The 18,894-nt window shown below is 39.2% G+C and carries 22 protein-coding genes, 1 tRNA gene and 1 pseudogene; 21 read left to right on the top strand and 3 right to left on the bottom strand.

Features of this window, described 5'->3' with window-relative positions:
• Positions 1–236: 236 nt before the first annotated feature.
• The 14 genes from HMPREF2542_RS03755 to HMPREF2542_RS03685 all read left to right on the top strand — a co-directional run bounded on the left by HMPREF2542_RS03755 (position 237) and on the right by HMPREF2542_RS03685 (position 12,492).
• A complete protein-coding gene (locus HMPREF2542_RS03755; RefSeq protein ID WP_058669901.1) occupies positions 237–1,223 on the top strand; it encodes a sugar ABC transporter substrate-binding protein in 987 nt (328 codons plus the stop codon).
• Positions 1,223–2,536, top strand: a complete 1,314-nt coding sequence (locus HMPREF2542_RS03750; protein WP_058669900.1) for a sensor histidine kinase — start codon at positions 1,223–1,225, stop codon at positions 2,534–2,536. Before HMPREF2542_RS03755 ends, HMPREF2542_RS03750 begins: the two co-directional genes overlap by 1 nt.
• Positions 2,529–3,212, top strand: a complete 684-nt coding sequence (locus tag HMPREF2542_RS03745; RefSeq protein ID WP_049481521.1) for a response regulator transcription factor — start codon at positions 2,529–2,531, stop codon at positions 3,210–3,212. Before HMPREF2542_RS03750 ends, HMPREF2542_RS03745 begins: the two co-directional genes overlap by 8 nt.
• The gene (locus HMPREF2542_RS03740) at positions 3,209–4,495 is read left to right on the top strand and encodes an ABC transporter substrate-binding protein (RefSeq protein ID WP_058669899.1); all 1,287 of its coding nucleotides are present in this window, start codon (positions 3,209–3,211) and stop codon (positions 4,493–4,495) included. Before HMPREF2542_RS03745 ends, HMPREF2542_RS03740 begins: the two co-directional genes overlap by 4 nt.
• 247 nt (positions 4,496–4,742) lie before the next feature.
• Positions 4,743–5,177, top strand: a complete 435-nt coding sequence (locus HMPREF2542_RS03735; RefSeq protein WP_058669898.1) for a PTS sugar transporter subunit IIA — start codon at positions 4,743–4,745, stop codon at positions 5,175–5,177.
• Positions 5,178–5,200: 23 nt separating this feature from the next.
• Positions 5,201–5,695 carry a PTS sugar transporter subunit IIB gene (locus HMPREF2542_RS03730; RefSeq protein ID WP_003028529.1) on the top strand — a complete coding sequence of 165 codons (495 nt, stop codon included), beginning with the start codon at positions 5,201–5,203 and terminating at the stop codon, positions 5,693–5,695.
• A gap of 32 nt (positions 5,696–5,727) precedes the next feature.
• Positions 5,728–6,576, top strand: coding sequence for a PTS mannose/fructose/sorbose/N-acetylgalactosamine transporter subunit IIC (locus tag HMPREF2542_RS03725; protein WP_070484347.1), 849 nt, complete (start codon positions 5,728–5,730; stop codon positions 6,574–6,576).
• Between the two features lies 1 nt (position 6,577).
• Complete coding sequence (locus HMPREF2542_RS03720; protein WP_003070729.1) at positions 6,578–7,408, top strand: PTS system mannose/fructose/sorbose family transporter subunit IID; 831 nt, start codon at positions 6,578–6,580, stop codon at positions 7,406–7,408.
• A gap of 13 nt (positions 7,409–7,421) precedes the next feature.
• Positions 7,422–7,709: a hypothetical protein gene (locus HMPREF2542_RS03715; protein WP_003039055.1), complete on the top strand. Its 288-nt coding sequence runs from the start codon at positions 7,422–7,424 to the stop codon at positions 7,707–7,709.
• A gap of 147 nt (positions 7,710–7,856) precedes the next feature.
• Complete coding sequence (groES, locus tag HMPREF2542_RS03710) at positions 7,857–8,138, top strand: co-chaperone GroES (RefSeq protein ID WP_003070727.1); 282 nt, start codon at positions 7,857–7,859, stop codon at positions 8,136–8,138.
• A gap of 32 nt (positions 8,139–8,170) precedes the next feature.
• Positions 8,171–9,793, top strand: a complete 1,623-nt coding sequence (gene groL / locus HMPREF2542_RS03705; protein WP_003070725.1) for a chaperonin GroEL — start codon at positions 8,171–8,173, stop codon at positions 9,791–9,793.
• Positions 9,794–10,174: 381 nt separating this feature from the next.
• Positions 10,175–10,942 carry an epoxyqueuosine reductase QueH gene (locus HMPREF2542_RS03695; protein ID WP_058669895.1) on the top strand — a complete coding sequence of 256 codons (768 nt, stop codon included), beginning with the start codon at positions 10,175–10,177 and terminating at the stop codon, positions 10,940–10,942.
• Positions 10,943–11,128: 186 nt separating this feature from the next.
• On the top strand, positions 11,129–11,767 hold the full coding sequence (locus HMPREF2542_RS03690; protein WP_003070721.1) for a deoxynucleoside kinase: 639 nt from the start codon (positions 11,129–11,131) through the stop codon (positions 11,765–11,767).
• A gap of 65 nt (positions 11,768–11,832) precedes the next feature.
• Positions 11,833–12,492 carry an HD domain-containing protein gene (locus tag HMPREF2542_RS03685; RefSeq protein ID WP_058669894.1) on the top strand — a complete coding sequence of 220 codons (660 nt, stop codon included), beginning with the start codon at positions 11,833–11,835 and terminating at the stop codon, positions 12,490–12,492.
• 70 nt (positions 12,493–12,562) lie between these two features.
• On the opposite strand, the pseudogene HMPREF2542_RS09530 reads toward HMPREF2542_RS03685, so the two are convergent.
• From HMPREF2542_RS09530 to HMPREF2542_RS03670, 3 genes and pseudogenes are all read right to left on the bottom strand, one after another.
• A pseudogene (locus HMPREF2542_RS09530) lies at positions 12,563–13,076 on the bottom strand (DUF308 domain-containing protein).
• A gap of 222 nt (positions 13,077–13,298) precedes the next feature.
• Positions 13,299–13,371 (bottom strand) — tRNA-Lys (locus HMPREF2542_RS03675).
• A 271-nt stretch (positions 13,372–13,642) separates the two neighbouring features.
• On the bottom strand, positions 13,643–14,914 hold the full coding sequence (locus HMPREF2542_RS03670; RefSeq protein ID WP_058669892.1) for a replication-associated recombination protein A: 1,272 nt from the start codon (positions 14,912–14,914) through the stop codon (positions 13,643–13,645).
• A 101-nt stretch (positions 14,915–15,015) separates the two neighbouring features.
• On the opposite strand from HMPREF2542_RS03670, the gene HMPREF2542_RS03665 reads away from it, so the two are divergent.
• The 7 genes from HMPREF2542_RS03665 to HMPREF2542_RS03640 form a co-directional block, all read left to right on the top strand.
• Positions 15,016–15,486 (top strand): DUF3013 family protein, encoded by a 471-nt coding sequence (locus tag HMPREF2542_RS03665; RefSeq protein WP_058669891.1) that lies wholly within the window; start codon positions 15,016–15,018, stop codon positions 15,484–15,486.
• Positions 15,487–15,535: 49 nt separating this feature from the next.
• Positions 15,536–15,982, top strand: a complete 447-nt coding sequence (locus HMPREF2542_RS03660) for an NUDIX hydrolase (RefSeq protein WP_003070711.1) — start codon at positions 15,536–15,538, stop codon at positions 15,980–15,982.
• Entirely contained in the window at positions 15,979–16,449 is a 471-nt protein-coding gene (locus tag HMPREF2542_RS03655) for a GNAT family N-acetyltransferase (RefSeq protein ID WP_003070709.1), read from the top strand. The genes HMPREF2542_RS03660 and HMPREF2542_RS03655 overlap by 4 nt, the downstream gene beginning before the upstream one ends.
• A gap of 15 nt (positions 16,450–16,464) precedes the next feature.
• Complete coding sequence (gene prmA / locus HMPREF2542_RS03650) at positions 16,465–17,418, top strand: 50S ribosomal protein L11 methyltransferase (protein WP_058669890.1); 954 nt, start codon at positions 16,465–16,467, stop codon at positions 17,416–17,418.
• Entirely contained in the window at positions 17,419–18,159 is a 741-nt protein-coding gene (locus HMPREF2542_RS03645) for a 16S rRNA (uracil(1498)-N(3))-methyltransferase (RefSeq protein ID WP_058669889.1), read from the top strand.
• Between the two features lie 166 nt (positions 18,160–18,325).
• Entirely contained in the window at positions 18,326–18,472 is a 147-nt protein-coding gene (locus HMPREF2542_RS09890) for a hypothetical protein (RefSeq protein WP_003070706.1), read from the top strand.
• A gap of 173 nt (positions 18,473–18,645) precedes the next feature.
• Positions 18,646–18,894 (top strand): HD domain-containing protein (locus HMPREF2542_RS03640; protein WP_148129457.1); only part of this gene is annotated, 249 nt, incomplete at its 3' end.

Genomic DNA, 18,894 nt, shown 5'->3' with positions numbered 1-18,894 from the left:
ACATTTTGTGCTTTCAACAACGTACGAAAAATATGCACAATATAGAAACCAACAATCTGAAAAGATGTTGCATTTAGTTTCAACTTGAGTCTAAAAACAAGAAAGTGAGAGGGATTTTTCAAGTTTTTCACACTTCTTTTTCTTGTCGAAGTTTTGTTTTTTTGTATAAATATAATATAATAAACCTAGCTAAAACAGAGTTTTCTGTTTAAGATTGCTGTTGATAAGGAGAAAAAATGAGAGCAGGTAAAGGAAAAAAGCAATATCGCAATTGTCGTAAATATCTATTATTTTCTCTATTAGTTTTTGTTTTGACGGGCTTAGTTTTTCTCTATGTAAAGGGAATTTCATCAGATAGTAAACAGGTCAAGATAGGAGCAACCTATATGACGATGAATAATGATTTTTATAAAACTTTAAATGCGGAGATTGAGAAAAAAACGAATCAACAGGGCAATCGGCTTTATGTGCGAGATCCAGAACTAGACGAAGACAAGCAAAGCCAGCAGATTGATTATTTTGTTCAAGAAAAAGTGAATGTCATTGTCATTAACCCCGTTAAAAGCGATAGTTCAAAAATTATTGCATCTTTGAGGAAAGCTAAAAAAGCAGGTATTAAAATTATTGTTGTAGATGCACCGATTAGTAAGGAAGCCAAGGTTGATACAACTATTGTATCTGATAATTATCAAGCAGGCGTGTTAATCGCAAATGATATGATGAAACGATTATCAAGTGCGAAGATTTTACTGTTGGAACATCGTAATGCAGTGTCTGCGATGGACCGAATTCAAGGATTTTTAGACACGATTAAAGGACATCCTGCTTATCAGGTGGTCTCTGAGCGAGAGACATTGGGGCAAACAGAAGAAAGTATGCCTCAAGTAAAAAAAGCCCTGAATGAAGGGATGCAATTTAATGTGGTCATGTCTTTAAATGATCGTGCAGCTATCGGAGCTCTTGCGGCTATAAAAGATCAAGGTGTGACAGACAAGATTGCAATCTATGGCGTAGATGGCTCACCTGATATTAAAAATTTCTTGGCAAATACCAATGATATTCAAGGGACGGTTGCTCAGTCTCCGATTCAAATGGGCAGAAAGGTGACAGAAGTGATTGAGCGCATGATGAAACATCAAGCTTACAAAGAGGAATATCTCATTCCTGTTCATTTAGTAAATAAAGAGAATATCGCTCAATATACAATTACAGGGTGGCAATAATGAGACAAAATAGAAGTATCTTTTATAGCAAAATTGCTTTGATGGCCATCAATTTTATTGCCATTGTTTACAATGCCTCTATTTATCTTTTTGCAACGAATTATGTAGTGGCAAAAGGATATGCTCATTCACTGTTAGGACGTTTAGATGCTATACCAGGATCGCCGAGTTTTAGCTTTTGGATGTCTATTGCTTTTTATGCTTGCTTATTGTTGGTTTTTTATTACCGTGAGAAGCATCCAAATCAGCTATCCGTTTATGATAAAGTAACTATTATTGAGATTTTGCTGATGTTAGTTATCTTTTCTGTCTTGCATTCTTCTTATAATGGTCTGATTCTCTTAGTTTTTGCAGATATTTTTTATGGTTCCAAAGAATTTAACACTTCAAAAGATCGGAAATACTGGTTTTCCTTTATCATTTTGAGTTTTACCATGTTGCTCTTATCCAACTATGATTTAATGTCGCTTTTTGTCAAATTGCCTTCGTTAGATACTTATATTCGCTTTTGTCCAGAATCGATTCGCATGGCTCTCCTTTTTGGAAAGAATTTTCTCTTTTCACTGAATCTAGTTGTCTTTATGATTTCTCTACTATTCTATATTTTATCTGCGATGACCGAAAAACACCATATTGAAGAAGAGCTACGCATGGCCGCACAAGCCAATCGCGAGTTGAATAGTTATTTAGCCTTATCTGAAAAAATCGCAGAAGACCGTGAAAGAAAGCGAATCGCTAGAGAAATTCATGATACGCTAGGGCATGCTTTGACAGGGATTTCTGCGGGGATTGATGCAGTTAAAGTATTGGTGGAGATTGACAAAAATTGTGCTAAGGAACAGTTAGAAAATGTTTCTGTGGTTGTACGAGATGGTATCCGTGATGTACGAGGTTCACTCAATAAAATGCGACCTGGTGCTTTAGAAAATAATAGCTTAAAGGAAGCGTTGTTCAAAATTATTCGAGAATATGAAGCCATTTCTAATTTGGAAATTCATTTTCGCTATGAATGGGCCACAATTGATTTGGATGTTGCAAAAGAAGATATTGTCTTTCGGGTGATTCAAGAGTCCATTACCAATTCGGTACGGCATGGGCATGCCAAAACGGTTTGGATTGAGTTATTAGAAGAAGAGAATTATATCATGACTATACAAGATGATGGAGTTGGTTTTGACGAGCTTCACTATGGTTATGGTCTAAAACAAATGCAGGAACGCCTAGCGATTATTGGCGGTAGTGTCCATTTTGAAAATCGTAATGGCTTTTATACCTATATTAAAATTCCGAAAATAGGAGGAAAGAATGATTAAAGTTTTAATTGCAGATGATCAGGCCTTGATTCGTGAGTCTTTACAGATTGTTTTATCGGCACATCCAGATATTGAAGTAGTGGGAATAGTCGGAGATGGCAAAGAAGTGCTTGACAAACTGCATCATGTACACCCTGATGTGATTTTGATGGACATTCGAATGCCTGTTATGGACGGTGTTCTCTGTACAAAGGCAGTCAAAGAACACTATCCAAATATCAAAATTATTATTCTAACAACTTTTGATGACGATGATTTCATTTTTTCTGCTTTAAAATATGGTGCTTCTGGTTATATCTTAAAAGGAGTCTCTACTGAAGAATTGTATCAAGCTATTCAAACGGTTCACAAAGGCGGAGCTATGATTAATCCGAACATTGCTAGCAAAGTGTTTAAAATCTTTTCACAAATGGCGCAGTCGAATTTTGCCATTTCTGTTGCGGAAGAAAATGTAGAAGATATGAGTCAGACTGAGTGGAAGATTATCCAACAAATTGGTTTTGGAGTTTCAAACAAGGAAATTGCAGCGAAGTTGTTCTTGTCTGAAGGGACTATACGGAATTATTTATCTGGCATCTTATCAAAGCTAAACTTACGTGACCGCACGCAATTAGCTATATGGGCTGTACAGACAGGTGTTACCCAGCGTGATTTTAATAAGGACAATGACAAATGAAGTGGCAATTTCGATATATGGTAATTTTAATTTCAAGCCTTCTTCTAGTGGCTCTGGGCTTTGTTTTATGGACATCTACTCAGAAGAAAATTTTGCGAATCGGAGTTTATGCTGGTAGTAGCTGGGATGTCCCAAATAGCCGTGAAAATAGAATATTAGACAAAATTATTCGACAATTTGAAAAGTCACATCCACAAGTTAGGGTGGTCTATGAGAGTGGTATTCCTAAGAAAGATTACGACGGCTGGCTAGCTGAAAAAATTTTAAAAGGGGAACAGCCAGATGTGTTTATGGTGCCTGAAAATGATTTTTCTATGTTAGCGGCTTCCGGGGCTTTCAAATCCTTAGACTCTTTACTTAGCAAAAATGAAGTTGCCGCTTACTATCCAGTTGCTTATCAAGCCGGACAATATCAGGGGCACAGCTATGCTTTGCCGATTGAAAGCAATCCTGTCATGATGTGTGTCAATAAGGATTTGCTGGAAAAGGAAGGAATTTCGATTCCCGATTCTAATTGGACTTTAGAAGACTTGTATGCGATTTGTCAAAAAGTCACAAAGGACACAAACGGGGACGGTCTGATTGACCAATATGGTATTACGGATTATACCTGGAAGCAGGCCTTAGTAGCTTATAATGGTCATCTGAGAAATCAAAGTGGTGTCAATGTTGATAGCGCAGAAATGCATCAAGCGTTGTCCTTTATCAGCAAATTAACTTCATTGAATCAACGGTACAAGGTAACATCAAATGATTTTGATGAAGGCAAGGTTGCTTTTTATCCTATGAGTTTGGCGCAATATCGGACTTATAAACCTTATCCTTATCATGTAGCAAAGTATTCTAGATTTTCTTGGACTTGTATTCCCATGCCAGCTGCTAAAGCAGGCATTCCTGCAACACAAGTGAAAACGTCCCTTTTTGCCATGTCTTCAAAGACAAAACAAGATAAATTAGCTTGGGAATTTATGAAATTATTGTGTCAAAATCAAAAAACTCAACAGAATTTATTTGAAAAGTCGCAAGGAACATCTGTCTTGCTATCAGTTGTTAAAAGCAGTCAGACGAAAAAGATTTTACAAGCAGATGATTTTGGTCTGAATTCATTGACTTCTCAAAGATTGGATCATATGATGAAACATTCTGTCTTAGATATTAGTCGAGATGTGGATTATCACTCTCTGGAACGCATTGATCACTTACTCGAAAATGCTCTCAAGAACAATGAAATCGACAGTCGCTTGCCAAGTATTCAAAGAGAAATGGAAGAAACAGGCAAATAGAAGTTTAACAGTATTAAAAAGAAAATAGCTAAGTGAGTATTGAGCTGCGCCCCAAAAGTTAGATTTTTGAGTCTAACTTTTGGAGGCGCAGTTCAGCTCAAAGTTGGCTATTTTTTATTTTTGAAAATCTAGATGACAAATGTCACATTTTAATTAACAATTGTCATCTTTACAAAGTGACATTTGACAATATGAAACCGGTTCCAGCTTTAGTAAAATAAAGACAGGAAATGAAGGAGGAAAGAACATGAAATATCTGGTACTAGTCAGTCATGGTGGACTAGCAGAAGGAGTACAAAGCTCGCTTAAGATGTTTGCTGGTGATAAGACAGATCAAGTCATTGCAGTAGGATTAAAAGAAGGCAAGTCTGTTGATGATTTTGCTTTTGACTTTCGGCAAGCATTGTCTGGTCTTAGTGTAGAAGATACGGTTTTGGTATTAGCAGATATTGTCGGAGGAAGCCCTTTGACAACAGCTTGCAACGTTTTAGCGGAACTTGACAAGTTAAATACTGCAGTCGTACTTGGTGGTCTTAATTTGACAATGGGGCTCACGGGCTTAGTAATGAAAGATATGCTGGAAGGGAAAGAACTGGTTAAGGCTATTCTCTCAGAAGCTTCCGCAGCATTGCAAGAATTTGATGTGACTTCTAGTGACGAAGAGGATGAAGACGATATTTAAAGAGTGTAAAAAGGAGATGTATCATGACAATTTCATTTGTGCGTATTGATGACCGTATGATTCATGGTCAAACAGTAACTCGCTGGGCAAAGGAATATCCTTGTGACGGGTTAGTTGCTGTCAATAATGCTGCAGCAGGAAATGCAGTTTTAAAGCAAGCCTATAAAGCAGCTTCTGATAAAAAAACATTTGTTTGGACAAAAGAAGCATGGAAAGAAAAATCACAAAAGGTATTGGATTCCGATAGTCGCTATTTCTTGATTACTAAAAATCCAATTGATATGAAAGAAATACTAGTTGATCAAGGTTTTGTGCCTGGTGATATCAAAGAAATCATCGTTGGTCCAGCTAATGATCGTCCGGGTGCTACTAAATTGGGAAACAATCAATCCATTACACAGGAAGAAGCAGAAGCACTTGAAGCAATTCAAAAAGCTGGCTATAAAGTAAAATTCCAACTCTTACCAGATGTGTCTATTGGCTATTGGGACGATTTCAAGTCTAAATTCGGTTTTTAATAAAATATAATAAGCATTAAGGAGGCTTTATTATGACAATTTCGTGGTTTCAAGCCGCTTTATTAGGGTTATTTGCCTGTCTATCATCCATGCCTGGCCTAGGTGGTACATCCATTGGTAACTATACTCTTGGGCGCCCACTTGTAGGTGGTCTTGTTTCAGGACTGATCCTAGGAGATGTGAAATTAGGTATCATCTGTGGGGTTGCGATGCAACTTGTTTACATCGCTTTGGTAACACCTGGCGGTACTGTTTCAGCTGACGTTCGTGCGGTTTCTTATATTGGGATTCCTCTGGCAATGGTTGCTATTCAATCACAAGGACTGTCACTTGACTCTGCAGATGCTGCTAACTTGGCTAAATCAATGGGAACACTCGTTGGTACAGTCGGTACAGTTCTTTTCTATGGTACAGCTACTATGAATCTACTTTGGCAACATATTGGCTGGAGAGCTGTTGAAAAAGGTGAATTTAAACGCTTATATGTGGTAGACTGGGGCTTCCCATGGATTTCCCATTTAGTATTCTCATTCTTGCCAACGCTTATTATGTGTAAATTAGGTGCCGATGCGGTTACTGCTTTAAAAACAGCTCTTCCATTGGATGGTATTCCAATGAAAACCCTCTTTACGGTCGGCTCTCTCCTTCCATGTGTCGGAATTGCCATCCTCTTAAAACAAATCGTTGAAAAAGCTGTTGATTTCATTCCATTCTTTGTTGGATTTACTTTAGCAGCTTCATTAGGACTTAACCTTGTATCTTGTGCAGTCATTTCATTAATCTTTGCAGTATTATTCTATGAAATTCAAATGGCGAAAAATGTAAGAGCACAAGCGGCTGCTAGTGCAAGTTTTGATGATGACGATGAGGAGGATATTTAAAATGGTTAAATTAACGAAAAAAACATTAGGAAAATCTTTTCATCATTGGTATTATGGGAACTTAACTTGCTTCTCACAAGAACACATGCAAACCTTTGGATATCTGGCTTCAATGCTACCAATTGTGGAAGAATTATATTCTAAAAAAGAAGATCAAGCAAAAGCAATGCACACCTACACCGCATTCTTTAACACGGAGCCGCAATTAGGTGCATTGATTGTAGGGATTACAGCAGGTTTAGAAGAAGCGCGTGCGAATGGGGCTGATGGAGTAGATGATGAAACAATCAACGGTCTTCGTGCTGGTCTCATGGGACCTGTTGCAGGAATTGGTGATTCACTGATTGTTGGTACCTTGATTCCGATTATATTAGGTATTGCTCTCGGTTTGTCAAATGGTGGCTCACCACTTGGTGCGATTTTCTATATCGTGGTTTGGAACTTGCTCGCCTACTTTGGTATGAAATTCGCCTACTTTAAAGGGTACGAACTAGGAGATAAAGCAGTTGAATTTCTTGTAGGCCCTCAAGGACAAGCTATCCGTAAGTCTGTGTCTATCATTGGTGGTATGGTCATCGGTGCGGTTGCAGCGACATGGGTACCTGTTAAGACAGCTTTCAAATTGAAAGATTCTTCAGGGAAAGCCTTCTTGGTTTTACAAAGCCAATTAGACGGTGTTTATCCAGGTTTATTGACAGCTTTGTTTATCGTCTTTTGCTGGTGGTTAATGGCTAAGAAAAATCTCTCACCTATCAAAGTAATGTTGCTTCTTGTAGTAATTGCTTTCCTTGGTGTATTGGTTGGCTTCTTCAACCCAGGATTGAAATACTAAATAGGAGAAAAATATGACAGAACAAGAATTGATTCAAGGATATGAAACGGAAATTCAATACCAAAAACACATGATTGAAAATCTAGGGCGTTGGTTTAGTCTCTTCTTTACTATTGCTAGTATCGGTCTTGTTCTGGTTTATTTCTTCCGTCAGACCAATTTTATTGCCTTTATTGCTGGAACGATCCTAGCGGTACTAGGGATTCTAGCAATGCTTGTCTTTGGTTATGGTATTTATAAAGGACGATTGAATCTTAAAAAAGTTATTGACGATTTTGAAGAAAAATTAAGATTGGTCTAATAAAAACTTATTTGCTTTCCCCTTAAAAACTTTGTCATTTGACAGAGTTTTTTTCTTGACTATTTCTGACCAAGTGATACAATAGAAAATGTAAATATTAGCACTCGTGTATATAGAGTGCTAAAACAAGATATTGGAGGTAAACAAATGCTTAAACCATTAGGCGACCGTGTGGTCCTAAAAGTAGAAGAAAGAGAACAAAAAGTTGGTGGCTTTGTCATTGCAGGAGCAGGACAAGATGCAACGAAGACGGCAAAAGTTATAGCTGTCGGGGAAGGAATTCGTACGCTCAACGGTGAACTCGTTGCTCCAAGCGTGAAGGCCGATGATACTGTTCTCGTTGAAAGCCATGCAGGAATTGAAGTCAAAGACGGCGAAGAAAAGTATCTCGTTGTCAATGAGACAAATATTCTAGCGATTGTTGAATAAATTAAACATTTATAGAAAGAGGAATTGTAAAAATGGCAAAAGATATTAAATTTTCAGCAGATGCAAGAAGTGCTATGGTACGTGGTGTCGATATTTTGGCAGATACCGTTAAAGTAACCTTAGGACCTAAAGGACGCAATGTTGTTCTTGAAAAATCATTTGGCTCACCACTCATCACAAATGACGGTGTGACTATTGCAAAAGAAATTGAACTCGAAGATCATTTTGAAAATATGGGCGCTAAGTTGGTGTCAGAAGTTGCTTCAAAAACTAATGATATCGCTGGTGACGGAACAACTACTGCGACTGTCTTGACCCAAGCCATTGTCCGCGAAGGAATCAAAAATGTAACGGCTGGTGCAAACCCAATTGGCATTCGTCGTGGTATTGAAACAGCTGTTGCAACAGCTGTTGAAGCCTTAAAAGCAAATTCTGTTCCGGTTTCTAATAAAGAAGCGATTGCGCAAGTTGCAGCTGTCTCATCACGTTCTGAAAAAGTCGGAGAATACATTTCTGAAGCTATGGAAAAAGTTGGCAACGACGGTGTCATCACTATTGAAGAATCAAAAGGAATGGAAACAGAGCTTGATGTTGTGGAAGGTATGCAGTTTGACCGTGGCTATCTTTCTCAATACATGGTAACAGATAATGAAAAAATGGTTGCTGATTTAGATAATCCATATATCTTGATTACAGATAAGAAGATTTCTAATATCCAAGAAATTCTTCCTTTGTTGGAAAATATTTTAAAAACAAGTCGTCCATTATTGATTATCGCAGATGATGTAGACGGTGAAGCTCTTCCAACTCTTGTGTTAAATAAAATCCGCGGTACTTTCAATGTAGTCGCTGTGAAAGCGCCAGGCTTCGGTGACCGTCGTAAGGCTATGTTAGAAGATATTGCGATTCTGACTGGCGGTACAGTGATTACAGAAGATCTTGGTCTAGAATTGAAAGATGCAACCATTGAAGCACTTGGACAAGCCTCAAAAGTGACTGTCGACAAAGATAGCACAGTGATTGTGGAAGGTTCAGGAGCTGCTGAAGCGATTGCTAACCGCGTGGCTGTCATTAAATCGCAAATTGAAAGTGCTACATCTGAATTTGACAAAGAAAAACTACAAGAACGTTTAGCAAAATTGTCAGGTGGTGTGGCAGTCATCAAAGTGGGTGCTGCAACAGAAACAGAACTCAAAGAAATGAAACTCCGCATTGAAGATGCCCTCAATGCAACTCGCGCCGCTGTTGAAGAAGGAATTGTCTCAGGTGGTGGAACAGCCTTTGTGAATGTTTTAAATGCTGTTGAAGCCTTAGACTTATCAGGTGATGAAGCAACAGGTCGTAATATCGTTCTTCGTGCTTTGGAAGAACCTATTCGACAAATCGCTATCAATGCAGGATTTGAAGGTTCGATCGTCATTGACCGTTTGAAAAACTCTGAAGTTGGTACAGGCTTTAATGCTGCAACTGGTGAATGGGTCAACATGATTGAAGCAGGTATCATTGACCCAGTCAAGGTTACTCGTTCTGCCCTTCAAAATGCTGCGTCAGTAGCTAGCCTTATTTTAACAACAGAAGCAGTTGTTGCTAGCCAACCAGAACCAGCTAGCCCAGCTCCAGCAATGGATCCAAGTATGATGGGCGGGATGATGTAATTTAAGATATAGAGAGTTTAAAGAGTAAAACAAGCTAGAAAATCAACGAATTATTTGATGAATAAGAGAAGATTTGTTTTTCTCATACAGCTCTTAACGATGTTTAATGTTGCACGAGATTGCTTTTATGTTGAAGCGCAAACGTGCTTTTGAAGGATATAAAAAGCGAAGTGAGTTTGGATTTGATAAATCCAAACTCACTTTTTTTAAAGTTTTTAGCTGGGGTACATGTACGATCAATACAAAGAGAGCCAAAAGAACCAGAACTTTATTTTTCTTGCTTGATAAATTAGTGCTGTTTGAAAAAGTTATTCTCTTTTGTCTATTTGTCTCCGCTCCTTTTCTGTGGTAAAATAGTGATACATTTCTAAGGAGAAAACGATGATTGATGTTGAAGAAATTCTGAATAAAATGAATCCCAACCAAAAAATAAACTATGATCGTGTCATGCAGCAAATGGTCAAAGTTTGGGAATCAGATCAGAAGCGTCCTACGATTTTGATGCATACTTGTTGTGCACCCTGTTCGACCTATACTCTGGAGTATTTGACCCAGTATGCGGATGTGACGGTTTATTTTGCTAATTCAAATATTCACCCTAAGGCAGAATATCAGCGCCGTGCCTATGTTGCACAAAAATTTGTTCATGATTTCAATGAAAATACTGGTAATCATGTTCGATACTTAGAAGCTCCCTATGAGCCACAGGAATTTTTTCGGACAGTACATGGCTTGGAAGAAGAGCCGGAAGGTGGCGATCGTTGCAAAGTCTGCTATGATTATCGCTTGGATAAGACAGCGCAAGTGGCGGTTGATTTGGGATTTGACTATTTTGGAAGCGCCTTGACAATCAGTCCTCATAAAAATTCGCAGACAATCAATAGCGTTGGAATTGAAGTACAGAAAGTTTATGCAACGCAGTATCTTCCTAGTGATTTCAAGAAAAATCAAGGCTATAAGCGCTCAGTCGAAATGTGCGAGGAGTACGACATTTACCGCCAATGTTATTGTGGTTGTGTATTTGCAGCACAGGCACAAGGAATTGACCTCATTCAGATAAAAAAAGATGCAGTAGCTTTTTTGAAGGGGAAAGATTTAGAAAAAGATTATTCGCATATTAAATTTACTGTCACAAATGGAGAATACTAAAAATAACACTTGTACTAGAGTTGATCGTGTTTCTTCTTACAAGGTTGTTTTTGTTTGTACATTTAGAAGTTTTATATCTTGACGTCATCAATATATTGTGTTATTATTTTTTTTAGCACAATATATGGTGTTTTTATTGAAGCTGATGACCTGATATTAGATAGATTTTGGAGGTGCAGGAAGATAGTGATTATTTTAGCGGGCATGATTGGGGTAGGTAAGACGACTTACACTTATCGATTAGCCGAGGAATTAGGAACGCAGCCATTTTTTGAACCGGTAGAAGAAAATCCTATTTTGGATAAATATTATGAAGACCCAGATAAATATGGCTTTGCTTTGCAGATTTATTTTCTAAATAAACGCTTTAAAATGATCAAAGCGGCTTATCATGACGACAATAATATTCTAGATCGTTCTATTTATGAAGACGCTTTGTTTACTTATATCAATACACTCAAGGGAAGTATCAGTGAGCAAGAGTATGATATCTACTTGGAACTTTTAGACAATATGATGGAAGAAATCCAAGGTCTGCCTAAGAAAGCGCCAGATTTGTTGATTTATTTAGACGGAAGTTTCGATCATATTATGAACAATATCAAAAAACGCGGTCGCAATTATGAGCAACCAAATGAAGAAAATGGACTAGCTGACTACTATCAACTGCTTTATAAGCATTATCAAAATTGGTATGAGGATTACAACTACAGTCCTAAAATGAGAATTGCAACGGATGATTTAGATATTGCAAATCCCAATGACTGGAATCACGTCTACCAACAAATTCAACAAAAAATGAAAACGATTGGGCTTGAAAAATGAGTATAATCAAGAAAGTTTCGAAATCGCTTCGAGATTTTTGTGTATATAAATAAAAAGGGTGACAGATGATAACGGATAGACAAGCGAAAATTCTTCAAGAAGCGAGAGATTTTGTTTATGCTGAACTGAAAGACGAGATGAGCGGGCATGACTGGTGGCATATTGTGCGTGTCACGAACAATGCTGTAGAAATTGCCAAACAAGAACAAGCAGATGCTTTTATTTGTGAGCTAGCTGCCTTGCTGCATGATATAGCTGACGGGAAATTAAATGAGAATGAAGAGGTGGGCTTGCAAAAGGTTGAGCAATGGCTACAGAATCATCAGGCTTCAGATGCGGAAATAGCTCATGTGCTGGATATTATTTCAACGATGTCATTTAAAGGTGGTCATCAACAGAAGAATGTCAGCACTTTGGAGGGGAAAATTGTTCAAGACGCTGACCGTTTGGATGCGATTGGAGCGATTGGAATAGCACGCGCTATGGCTTATTCAGGTCATATAGGGAGACCGATTCACGATCCAGATTTGCAGCCGAGAGAAAACATGACATTGGAAGAATATCGTACTGGGAAGAGTTCAGCTATCATGCATTTCTATGAGAAATTACTCAAATTAAAAGACATGATGAATACCGCTGCTGCTCAAAAAATGGCAGAAAGTAGACATCACTTTTTGGAAGAATACTTAGATCAATTCTATGCTGAATGGAATGCGAAAAAGTGACAAATAAGATATAAAAAAGCTGAGAATGTAACTTCCCAGCTATTTTAATATGCCCAAAATGGCAGCTAGATTATTTACGAAAGGCATCAACGATATAGGTAAAATCAGCAATTAAAAATGCAAAAGCAACGGCATAAATGACAAAGACGCTTGTAGCTATTGGATTGAACAAAATGACTAATCTAAGCAGAAATACAAGTAGCGTCATCCACATGATGTGATTGCCAATAGCAGAGAAAATCAGTCCTAGACAATTACCTTTAAAGAAAGCAATAATGGCTTCTACAATTAACTAAATTCCTAAAATGGTTGGAATGATGAAAGGTAAGGTCACAATCCATAAGCAACGAGGTAAATAGCTAAGAGCAGGTTGATAATCTTTGGAAAAGATAAACAGGTGAGCGAAGCTCTTTTGGCACAGAGAAATAGTTTAAAATAGCCGCTATAGAAGCAACCAATAAACCAAATGCAATCCACCAGCTGTAAGCAACAAGATTAGCTGCTGGATCTGTAAATAGAAAAAGCGCTAATAAAACAAGAACAGTTCCTGCAAGAAATAGCAATAAACAATTAGAAAATTTCATATCTACATCCCCTATATAGTATAGTTTGAGAATGAAAGCATTTTAACTCTTTTGATGGGAGATGTCAAGAAAGGAAATAGATAGTTTGAGAATTTTAGTATGGCTTTTTGTGAAACAAAAAAGGCTGTTTTATTATTTTTTGTAACTATAACAAGGTTAGAAGATTATAAGTGAGAACAACAAAAAAGCCTATCATATAGGCTTTCTACTTAAATTTTATTATGCCCCCTACAGGGCTCGAACCTGTGACCCATGGATTAAGAGTCCACTGCTCTACCAACTGAGCTAAGGAGGCAATAAAAAAGCTGTATTGGTGCCGAACTTTCACGATTTGTATTGAACCCGCGCAATTAAGCAGGTGGGCAACTCGCTCTAACTGAAGCTGCTTCCGCGTGAAACGGCCTGCAAGCTGTTAGAAGTCTTTTGTTTCCCTAATAATACAAAAAATAGTCGGTCAACACTTAAGTGTGAAGTCGTACACCACAGCGTTTCTATAATTATGATACCACAATTTTTGAAAAATTCAAGAGAAAAAATTGATTTTTTGCAAACGATACCACGATTTTTTAGTGGTTTTTGAGTTGATCAATCTTATTTTTAGTCATTCCAAGGGCTCGTTCGTACTTTCCATTTTCGTTCGGAGTGAAATAATCGGCATTTTTTATTTTTTCAGGAAGATAGTTTTGCTGTACCCAGTTACCAGGATAGTTATGTGGATATTTGTAATCTTGGGCATTTCCCAGCTCCTTACTGCCAGCGTAGTGACCGTCTCGTAGATGGCGAGGGATAGCGAGATTTCCGTTCTGGCGCAAGTCAGAGAGTGCTTTGTCTATGGCTACGTAGGCCGAGTTGGACTTAGGAGAAAGTGCTAGGTCAATGACAATGTTGGCAATGAGGATGCGAGCTTCTGGGAACCCAAGTTTTTGAGCGGCTTCAAGTGCGGTCACTGTATGAATCTGAGCATCGGGATTTGCCAAACCAATATCCTCGTAAGCAATAACTGTCAAACGTCGTGCGAGGCTAGGCAGGTCTCCAGCTTCAATCAAGCGAGCTGCATAATGGAGACTGGCATTGACATCAGACCCCCGAATAGACTTCTGTAAGGCGGACAGGACGTCATAGTGACCATCCCCGTCCTTGTCCATAGTGATGTAGCTCTTTTGTAGGCTGTTTTCCATAATATCCAGAGTGATATGGCGAACGCCTGAATTATCCGCTGAGGTAGAGAGGACTGCTAAATCTAGAGAATTAAAGGCTGAGCGCAGATCTCCATTCGTGGAAGTGGCAATGAAGTCCAGTGCGTCATCATCTAATTGGACAGGAAAAGCAAAACCTCGTTCAGTGTCTGCCAAGGCTGTTTGAATAGCTTGTTTAATATCGTCATTTGTCAGAGGCTCCAGCTCGAAAATCTGTACCCGGCTCCGAATAGCGGGAGTGACGGAGAAAAAAGGATTTTCTGTTGTGGCACCAATCATGATGATTAGACCGTTTTCTAACAGAGGGAGGAGGAAGTCCTGCTTTGTCTTATCCAAGCGGTGAATCTCATCTAAAAGTAGCACCAAACCACCAGAGAACTTGGCTTCTTCCGCAATCTCTTGTAGACGCTTCTTACTATCAACGGTAGCATTAAAGGTCCGAAAAGCAAATTTTGTAGTACCAGCGATGGCAGAAGCAATGGAAGTCTTACCGATGCCGGGCGGTCCGTAGAGAATCATAGAAGACAGACGATTGGCTTCCACCATGCGACGAATAATTTTTCCTTCGCCGACCAGATGTTTCTGACCGATGACCTGATCAATATTTTTAGGTCGCATGCGGATAGCTAAATTTTCTGGCATACGTGTTCCTCCTTACTGGTATTCTTTTCAACTGTTCTGATTTATGTTACTATAGTTGTATCTATTTTAACACATTTTAAAGGATTGGAGAGAGGCTGGCTATGGTTAAATATGGATTTTTGGATATATTAAATGAAGAAATGGGGCAATGCTTTCCATTTGACTATGAGATAAACTGGGATAAGAAGAATCATGCCGTAGAAGTGTCCTTTCTCTTAGAAGTACAAAATGCAAATAGCATCGAACTGTTAGATGTGGATGGAGAAAGTAGCACAGAAGACATTTTCTTTGAAGAAAGCGTTCTCTTTTATAATCCTGCTAAGTCTCACTTTGAAACAGAGGATTATCTAACAGTTGTTCCTTACGAGCCAAAAAAAGGTTTGTCTCGTGAATTCTTGACCTACTTTGTGGATTTTTTGAAGCAGACAGCCGAAGAGGGATTAGATGCTCTCATGGATTTTCTGGCAGATCCAGCGGCAGAGGAATTTGAAATTGTCTGGAATAATAAAGCTTTTGAAAAAGCCAGAGCAGATTTGAAAGAGACGGACTTTTATCCTTATCCGAGATACTGAAATACAAGCGTGCCTAAGAAGAACACTGATTTTACGGAGGTAGGGAAGAATGAGTGATATGACTGTTTTGTATCAAACGTTTGATTTTTCAGGTTGTAAAATTGCTTTACTGTATGGCGATACAATTTTAACCATTTTAAGAGACGATATTCCCACTATTCCTTATCCTAATATGTGGGATTTTCCTGGCGGTGGGAGAGAAAAGGAAGAAACGCCTTTTGAGTGTATCAAGCGAGAAGTTTTTGAGGAATTAGGCATTACGATTAAGGAAAGCTCAATTCTTTGGGTCAAAGCCTACCAAGGCATTGTCAATCCGGCTAAGACCTCTGTGTTTATAGTGGGAGTGATTAGCCAGAAGGAGATTGATCAGATTGTCTTTGGTAATGAAGGACAGGGCTACAAATTGGTAAATATAGAAGAATTATTAGCAGACGAAAACGTCATTCCACAGTTGAAAAGTAGATTGAGAGATTATTTGGAGGAGGTTCAAAGATGATTTATATAGAACAAGCAGAAGCTACAGATTTAGAAACCATTGTCAGTATTCAGCGGGCTGCTTTTAAGGCAGTTTATGACAAATATCAGGATGAGTATGATCCTTATCTGGAAGAACGGGAGCGCATCCAGTGGAAGCTGGCAGAACGTCCTAATAGCTTTTATTATTTTGTCAAGGATGATGAGGAAGTGTGTGGGTTTATCCGTATCCAGACCAACGATGAGCAGACAGAGTGTTGGCTGGGAACAGCGGCGATTCTGCCCGATTATCAAGGCCGGGGAATTGGTTCAGCAGGTTTGAAACTTGTAGAGGAACAGTTCTCAGCTGCCAAACAATGGGATTTGTGCACTGTCTTGCAGGATGAGGGTATGGTGGCCTTTTATGAGAAAAATGGCTACCGGAAAACCCATATCAAGCCGGAAAAAGAGGATATGGATATGGTTTATATGACCAAAACAATTGAGTGAAAGAAGGAGTGAGCAATGGATACATGGCAGGAGTTAACGATTGAGGTAGATAGGGAATCCGAGGAAGCGACAGCCAATATTTTGATTGAGTCAGGCTGTCAGGGCGTGGCTATTGATGACAGTGCGGACTATTTGGGTCAGGTGGGTATCTATGGGGAGATTTTCCCAGAGGTTAAGCAAGAGAAACAGGTCCGAATCACTAGCTACTATCCTGATACGGTAGATATGGAGGTGGTCAAGGCCCAGGTCCACGCCCGGCTGAAAGAGCTGACAGACTTTGGCTTAGAAACGGGTCAGGTCTGTTTGACTCAGCAAGAATTGGCAGAGCAAGATTGGGTGGATAATTGGAAAAAATATTTTGAACCAGCTCGGATTACCCATGATTTGACTATTGTGCCATCATGGACGGAGTATGAGGCGACAGCTGGTGAGAAGATTATCAAGCTAGATCCTGGCATGGCCTTTGGCACAGGGACTCACCCAACGACCAAGATGAGTCTCTTTGCCTTAGAACAAGTACTACGAGGTGGTGAGACGGTGCTGGATGTAGGGACAGGTAGTGGAGTCCTTTCTATAGCGAGCTCACTCTTGGGTGCAAAAAAGATTTATGCGTATGATTTAGACGAAATAGCTGTACGTGTGGCGCAGGATAATATTGAACTGAATGTAAATATGGAGAATATTCAGGTAGCTACTGGCGATCTCTTGCGGGGTGTGGATATTAAAGCGAATGTCATTGTAGCCAATATTTTAGCGGATATTCTGGTAAATCTGACTGATGATGCATACCGTTTGCTCAAGAATGAAGGCTACCTGATTATGAGTGGCATTATTTCCGAGAAATGGAACATGGTAAGAGAGTCGGTTGAAGCTGCTGGATTTTTCTTAGAAACTCATATGATACAAGGCGAATGGCATGCCTGTGTATTTAAGAAAACACAGGATATTTCCAGCGTGATAGGAGGCTAAATGCAGCAGTATTTTATCAAGGGAGTCGTCCAATCCCCACTGACTGTGAGGGACAAGGATACAGTGAAGCATATGTTTTCTGTTATGCGTTTGGTAGAAGATGATGAGGTAGTGCTGGTTTTTGAGGATGGTATTAAACGCCTAGCAAGAGTTGCAGATAGAGAGCGCCATGTGCTGAATCTGGTAGAAGATTTACCAGACAACGCGGAGCTGCCGATTCATGTGACGATTGCTTCTGGCTTTCCCAAAGGAGACAAGCTGGAATGGGTAGCTCAGAAAACGACGGAACTGGGTGCAGCTGCTATCTGGGCCTTTCCGGCTGACTGGTCTGTTGCCAAGTGGGACGGTAAGAAACTTGCTAAAAAAGCAGACAAACTAGAGAAGATTGTTTTGGGAGCGGCAGAGCAGAGCAAACGCAATTGGGTACCAGAAGTTCGACTTTTCGAGAAGAAAATTGATTTTTTAGATTGTTTGAGCCAGTTTGACCGTGTTATTGTAGCTTATGAGGAATCTGCTAAAGAGGGAGAGTCTGCTGCTTTGGTCAAGGCTGTGACAGAGCTCAAAAAAGGAAGTCGGATTTTATTTATTTTTGGTCCAGAAGGTGGCCTGTCTCCAGCAGAAATTGCCACATTGGAAGAGATGGGAGCTATACTTGCAGGGCTGGGTCCACGTATCTTGCGGACAGAGACAGCTCCACTTTACGCACTAAGTGCAGTCAGTGTACTGACAGAGTTGATGTAGCCGGAAAGTTTCATTAATAGGGCTGGTCTTTATTGTCCTTAACTCCTAACTTTGGTATAATATAAGTGAAATATCTAGCTTAGCTAGAAAGGATGGAAGCACAGGAACAAATTTGCTAGCTAGATGACGAAAAATGCTTTTGCTTGATAAGGAGAGGAGGTTCATCATGTCTTTATCTACCTTATTTGAGTTGTTGATTGCTATGCTAGGTGTTGTATCAGCTTGCTATCTCATTTATGCTTATGTTGAATTTATCGGAGATATGTTGCATACTGAAAAACATCACTTCTTCCATCACAACCCGCCTATTTAAAGGCGGGCTTTTTACCTGAAATGGTGCCATGTTCTTTTTCCTAGTATTGGGGAAATGGTATTGAATCTGCAGCTTTTAGGTATTTCTTATGATTCTATTGCTTTCTTCTGTATTTCCTTGTTTTCATATCGGTCTAAAAATGATAAAATGGTAGGAAGAACTGGAGAGAGAAAATGCCAAAAGAAGTGAATTTGACGGGCGATCAAGTGGTCGCTCTTACTAGAAAATATTTATCATCAGAAGACGTCACCTTGATTCAAAAAGCTCTTTTTTATGCGGTAGATCGGCATCGGGGGCAATTTCGCCAATCAGGTGAGCCATATATCATCCATCCGATTCAAGTGGCAGGGATTTTAGCTAAGCTAAAGTTGGATGCGGTCAGTGTCGCTTGCGGTTTTTTACATGATGTTGTAGAAGACACA

The organism is Streptococcus sp. HMSC034B05 (assembly GCF_001809055.1).
Classification (GTDB): Bacteria; Bacillota; Bacilli; order Lactobacillales; family Streptococcaceae; genus Streptococcus; species Streptococcus constellatus.
Note: the sequence above shows the minus strand (reverse complement) of the source record. Positions and strands in the feature narration are given on the sequence as shown.

Bases quoted from the DNA above. Each gene is read 5' to 3' on its own strand.
- HMPREF2542_RS03755 (WP_058669901.1), top strand. From the start codon at position 237: ATGAGAGCAGGTAAAGGAAAAAAGCAATATCGCAATTGTCGTAAATAT.
- HMPREF2542_RS03750 (WP_058669900.1), top strand. From the start codon at position 1,223: ATGAGACAAAATAGAAGTATCTTTTATAGCAAAATTGCTTTGATGGCC.
- HMPREF2542_RS03745 (WP_049481521.1), top strand. From the start codon at position 2,529: ATGATTAAAGTTTTAATTGCAGATGATCAGGCCTTGATTCGTGAGTCT.
- HMPREF2542_RS03740 (WP_058669899.1), top strand. From the start codon at position 3,209: ATGAAGTGGCAATTTCGATATATGGTAATTTTAATTTCAAGCCTTCTT.
- HMPREF2542_RS03735 (WP_058669898.1), top strand. From the start codon at position 4,743: ATGAAATATCTGGTACTAGTCAGTCATGGTGGACTAGCAGAAGGAGTA.
- HMPREF2542_RS03730 (WP_003028529.1), top strand. From the start codon at position 5,201: ATGACAATTTCATTTGTGCGTATTGATGACCGTATGATTCATGGTCAA.
- HMPREF2542_RS03725 (WP_070484347.1), top strand. From the start codon at position 5,728: ATGACAATTTCGTGGTTTCAAGCCGCTTTATTAGGGTTATTTGCCTGT.
- HMPREF2542_RS03720 (WP_003070729.1), top strand. From the start codon at position 6,578: ATGGTTAAATTAACGAAAAAAACATTAGGAAAATCTTTTCATCATTGG.
- HMPREF2542_RS03715 (WP_003039055.1), top strand. From the start codon at position 7,422: ATGACAGAACAAGAATTGATTCAAGGATATGAAACGGAAATTCAATAC.
- groES (WP_003070727.1), top strand. From the start codon at position 7,857: ATGCTTAAACCATTAGGCGACCGTGTGGTCCTAAAAGTAGAAGAAAGA.
- groL (WP_003070725.1), top strand. From the start codon at position 8,171: ATGGCAAAAGATATTAAATTTTCAGCAGATGCAAGAAGTGCTATGGTA.
- HMPREF2542_RS03695 (WP_058669895.1), top strand. From the start codon at position 10,175: ATGATTGATGTTGAAGAAATTCTGAATAAAATGAATCCCAACCAAAAA.
- HMPREF2542_RS03685 (WP_058669894.1), top strand. From the start codon at position 11,833: ATGATAACGGATAGACAAGCGAAAATTCTTCAAGAAGCGAGAGATTTT.
- HMPREF2542_RS03670 (WP_058669892.1), bottom strand. From the start codon at position 14,914: ATGCCAGAAAATTTAGCTATCCGCATGCGACCTAAAAATATTGATCAG.
- HMPREF2542_RS03665 (WP_058669891.1), top strand. From the start codon at position 15,016: ATGGTTAAATATGGATTTTTGGATATATTAAATGAAGAAATGGGGCAA.
- HMPREF2542_RS03660 (WP_003070711.1), top strand. From the start codon at position 15,536: ATGAGTGATATGACTGTTTTGTATCAAACGTTTGATTTTTCAGGTTGT.
- HMPREF2542_RS03655 (WP_003070709.1), top strand. From the start codon at position 15,979: ATGATTTATATAGAACAAGCAGAAGCTACAGATTTAGAAACCATTGTC.
- prmA (WP_058669890.1), top strand. From the start codon at position 16,465: ATGGATACATGGCAGGAGTTAACGATTGAGGTAGATAGGGAATCCGAG.
- HMPREF2542_RS03645 (WP_058669889.1), top strand. From the start codon at position 17,419: ATGCAGCAGTATTTTATCAAGGGAGTCGTCCAATCCCCACTGACTGTG.
- HMPREF2542_RS09890 (WP_003070706.1), top strand. From the start codon at position 18,326: ATGTCTTTATCTACCTTATTTGAGTTGTTGATTGCTATGCTAGGTGTT.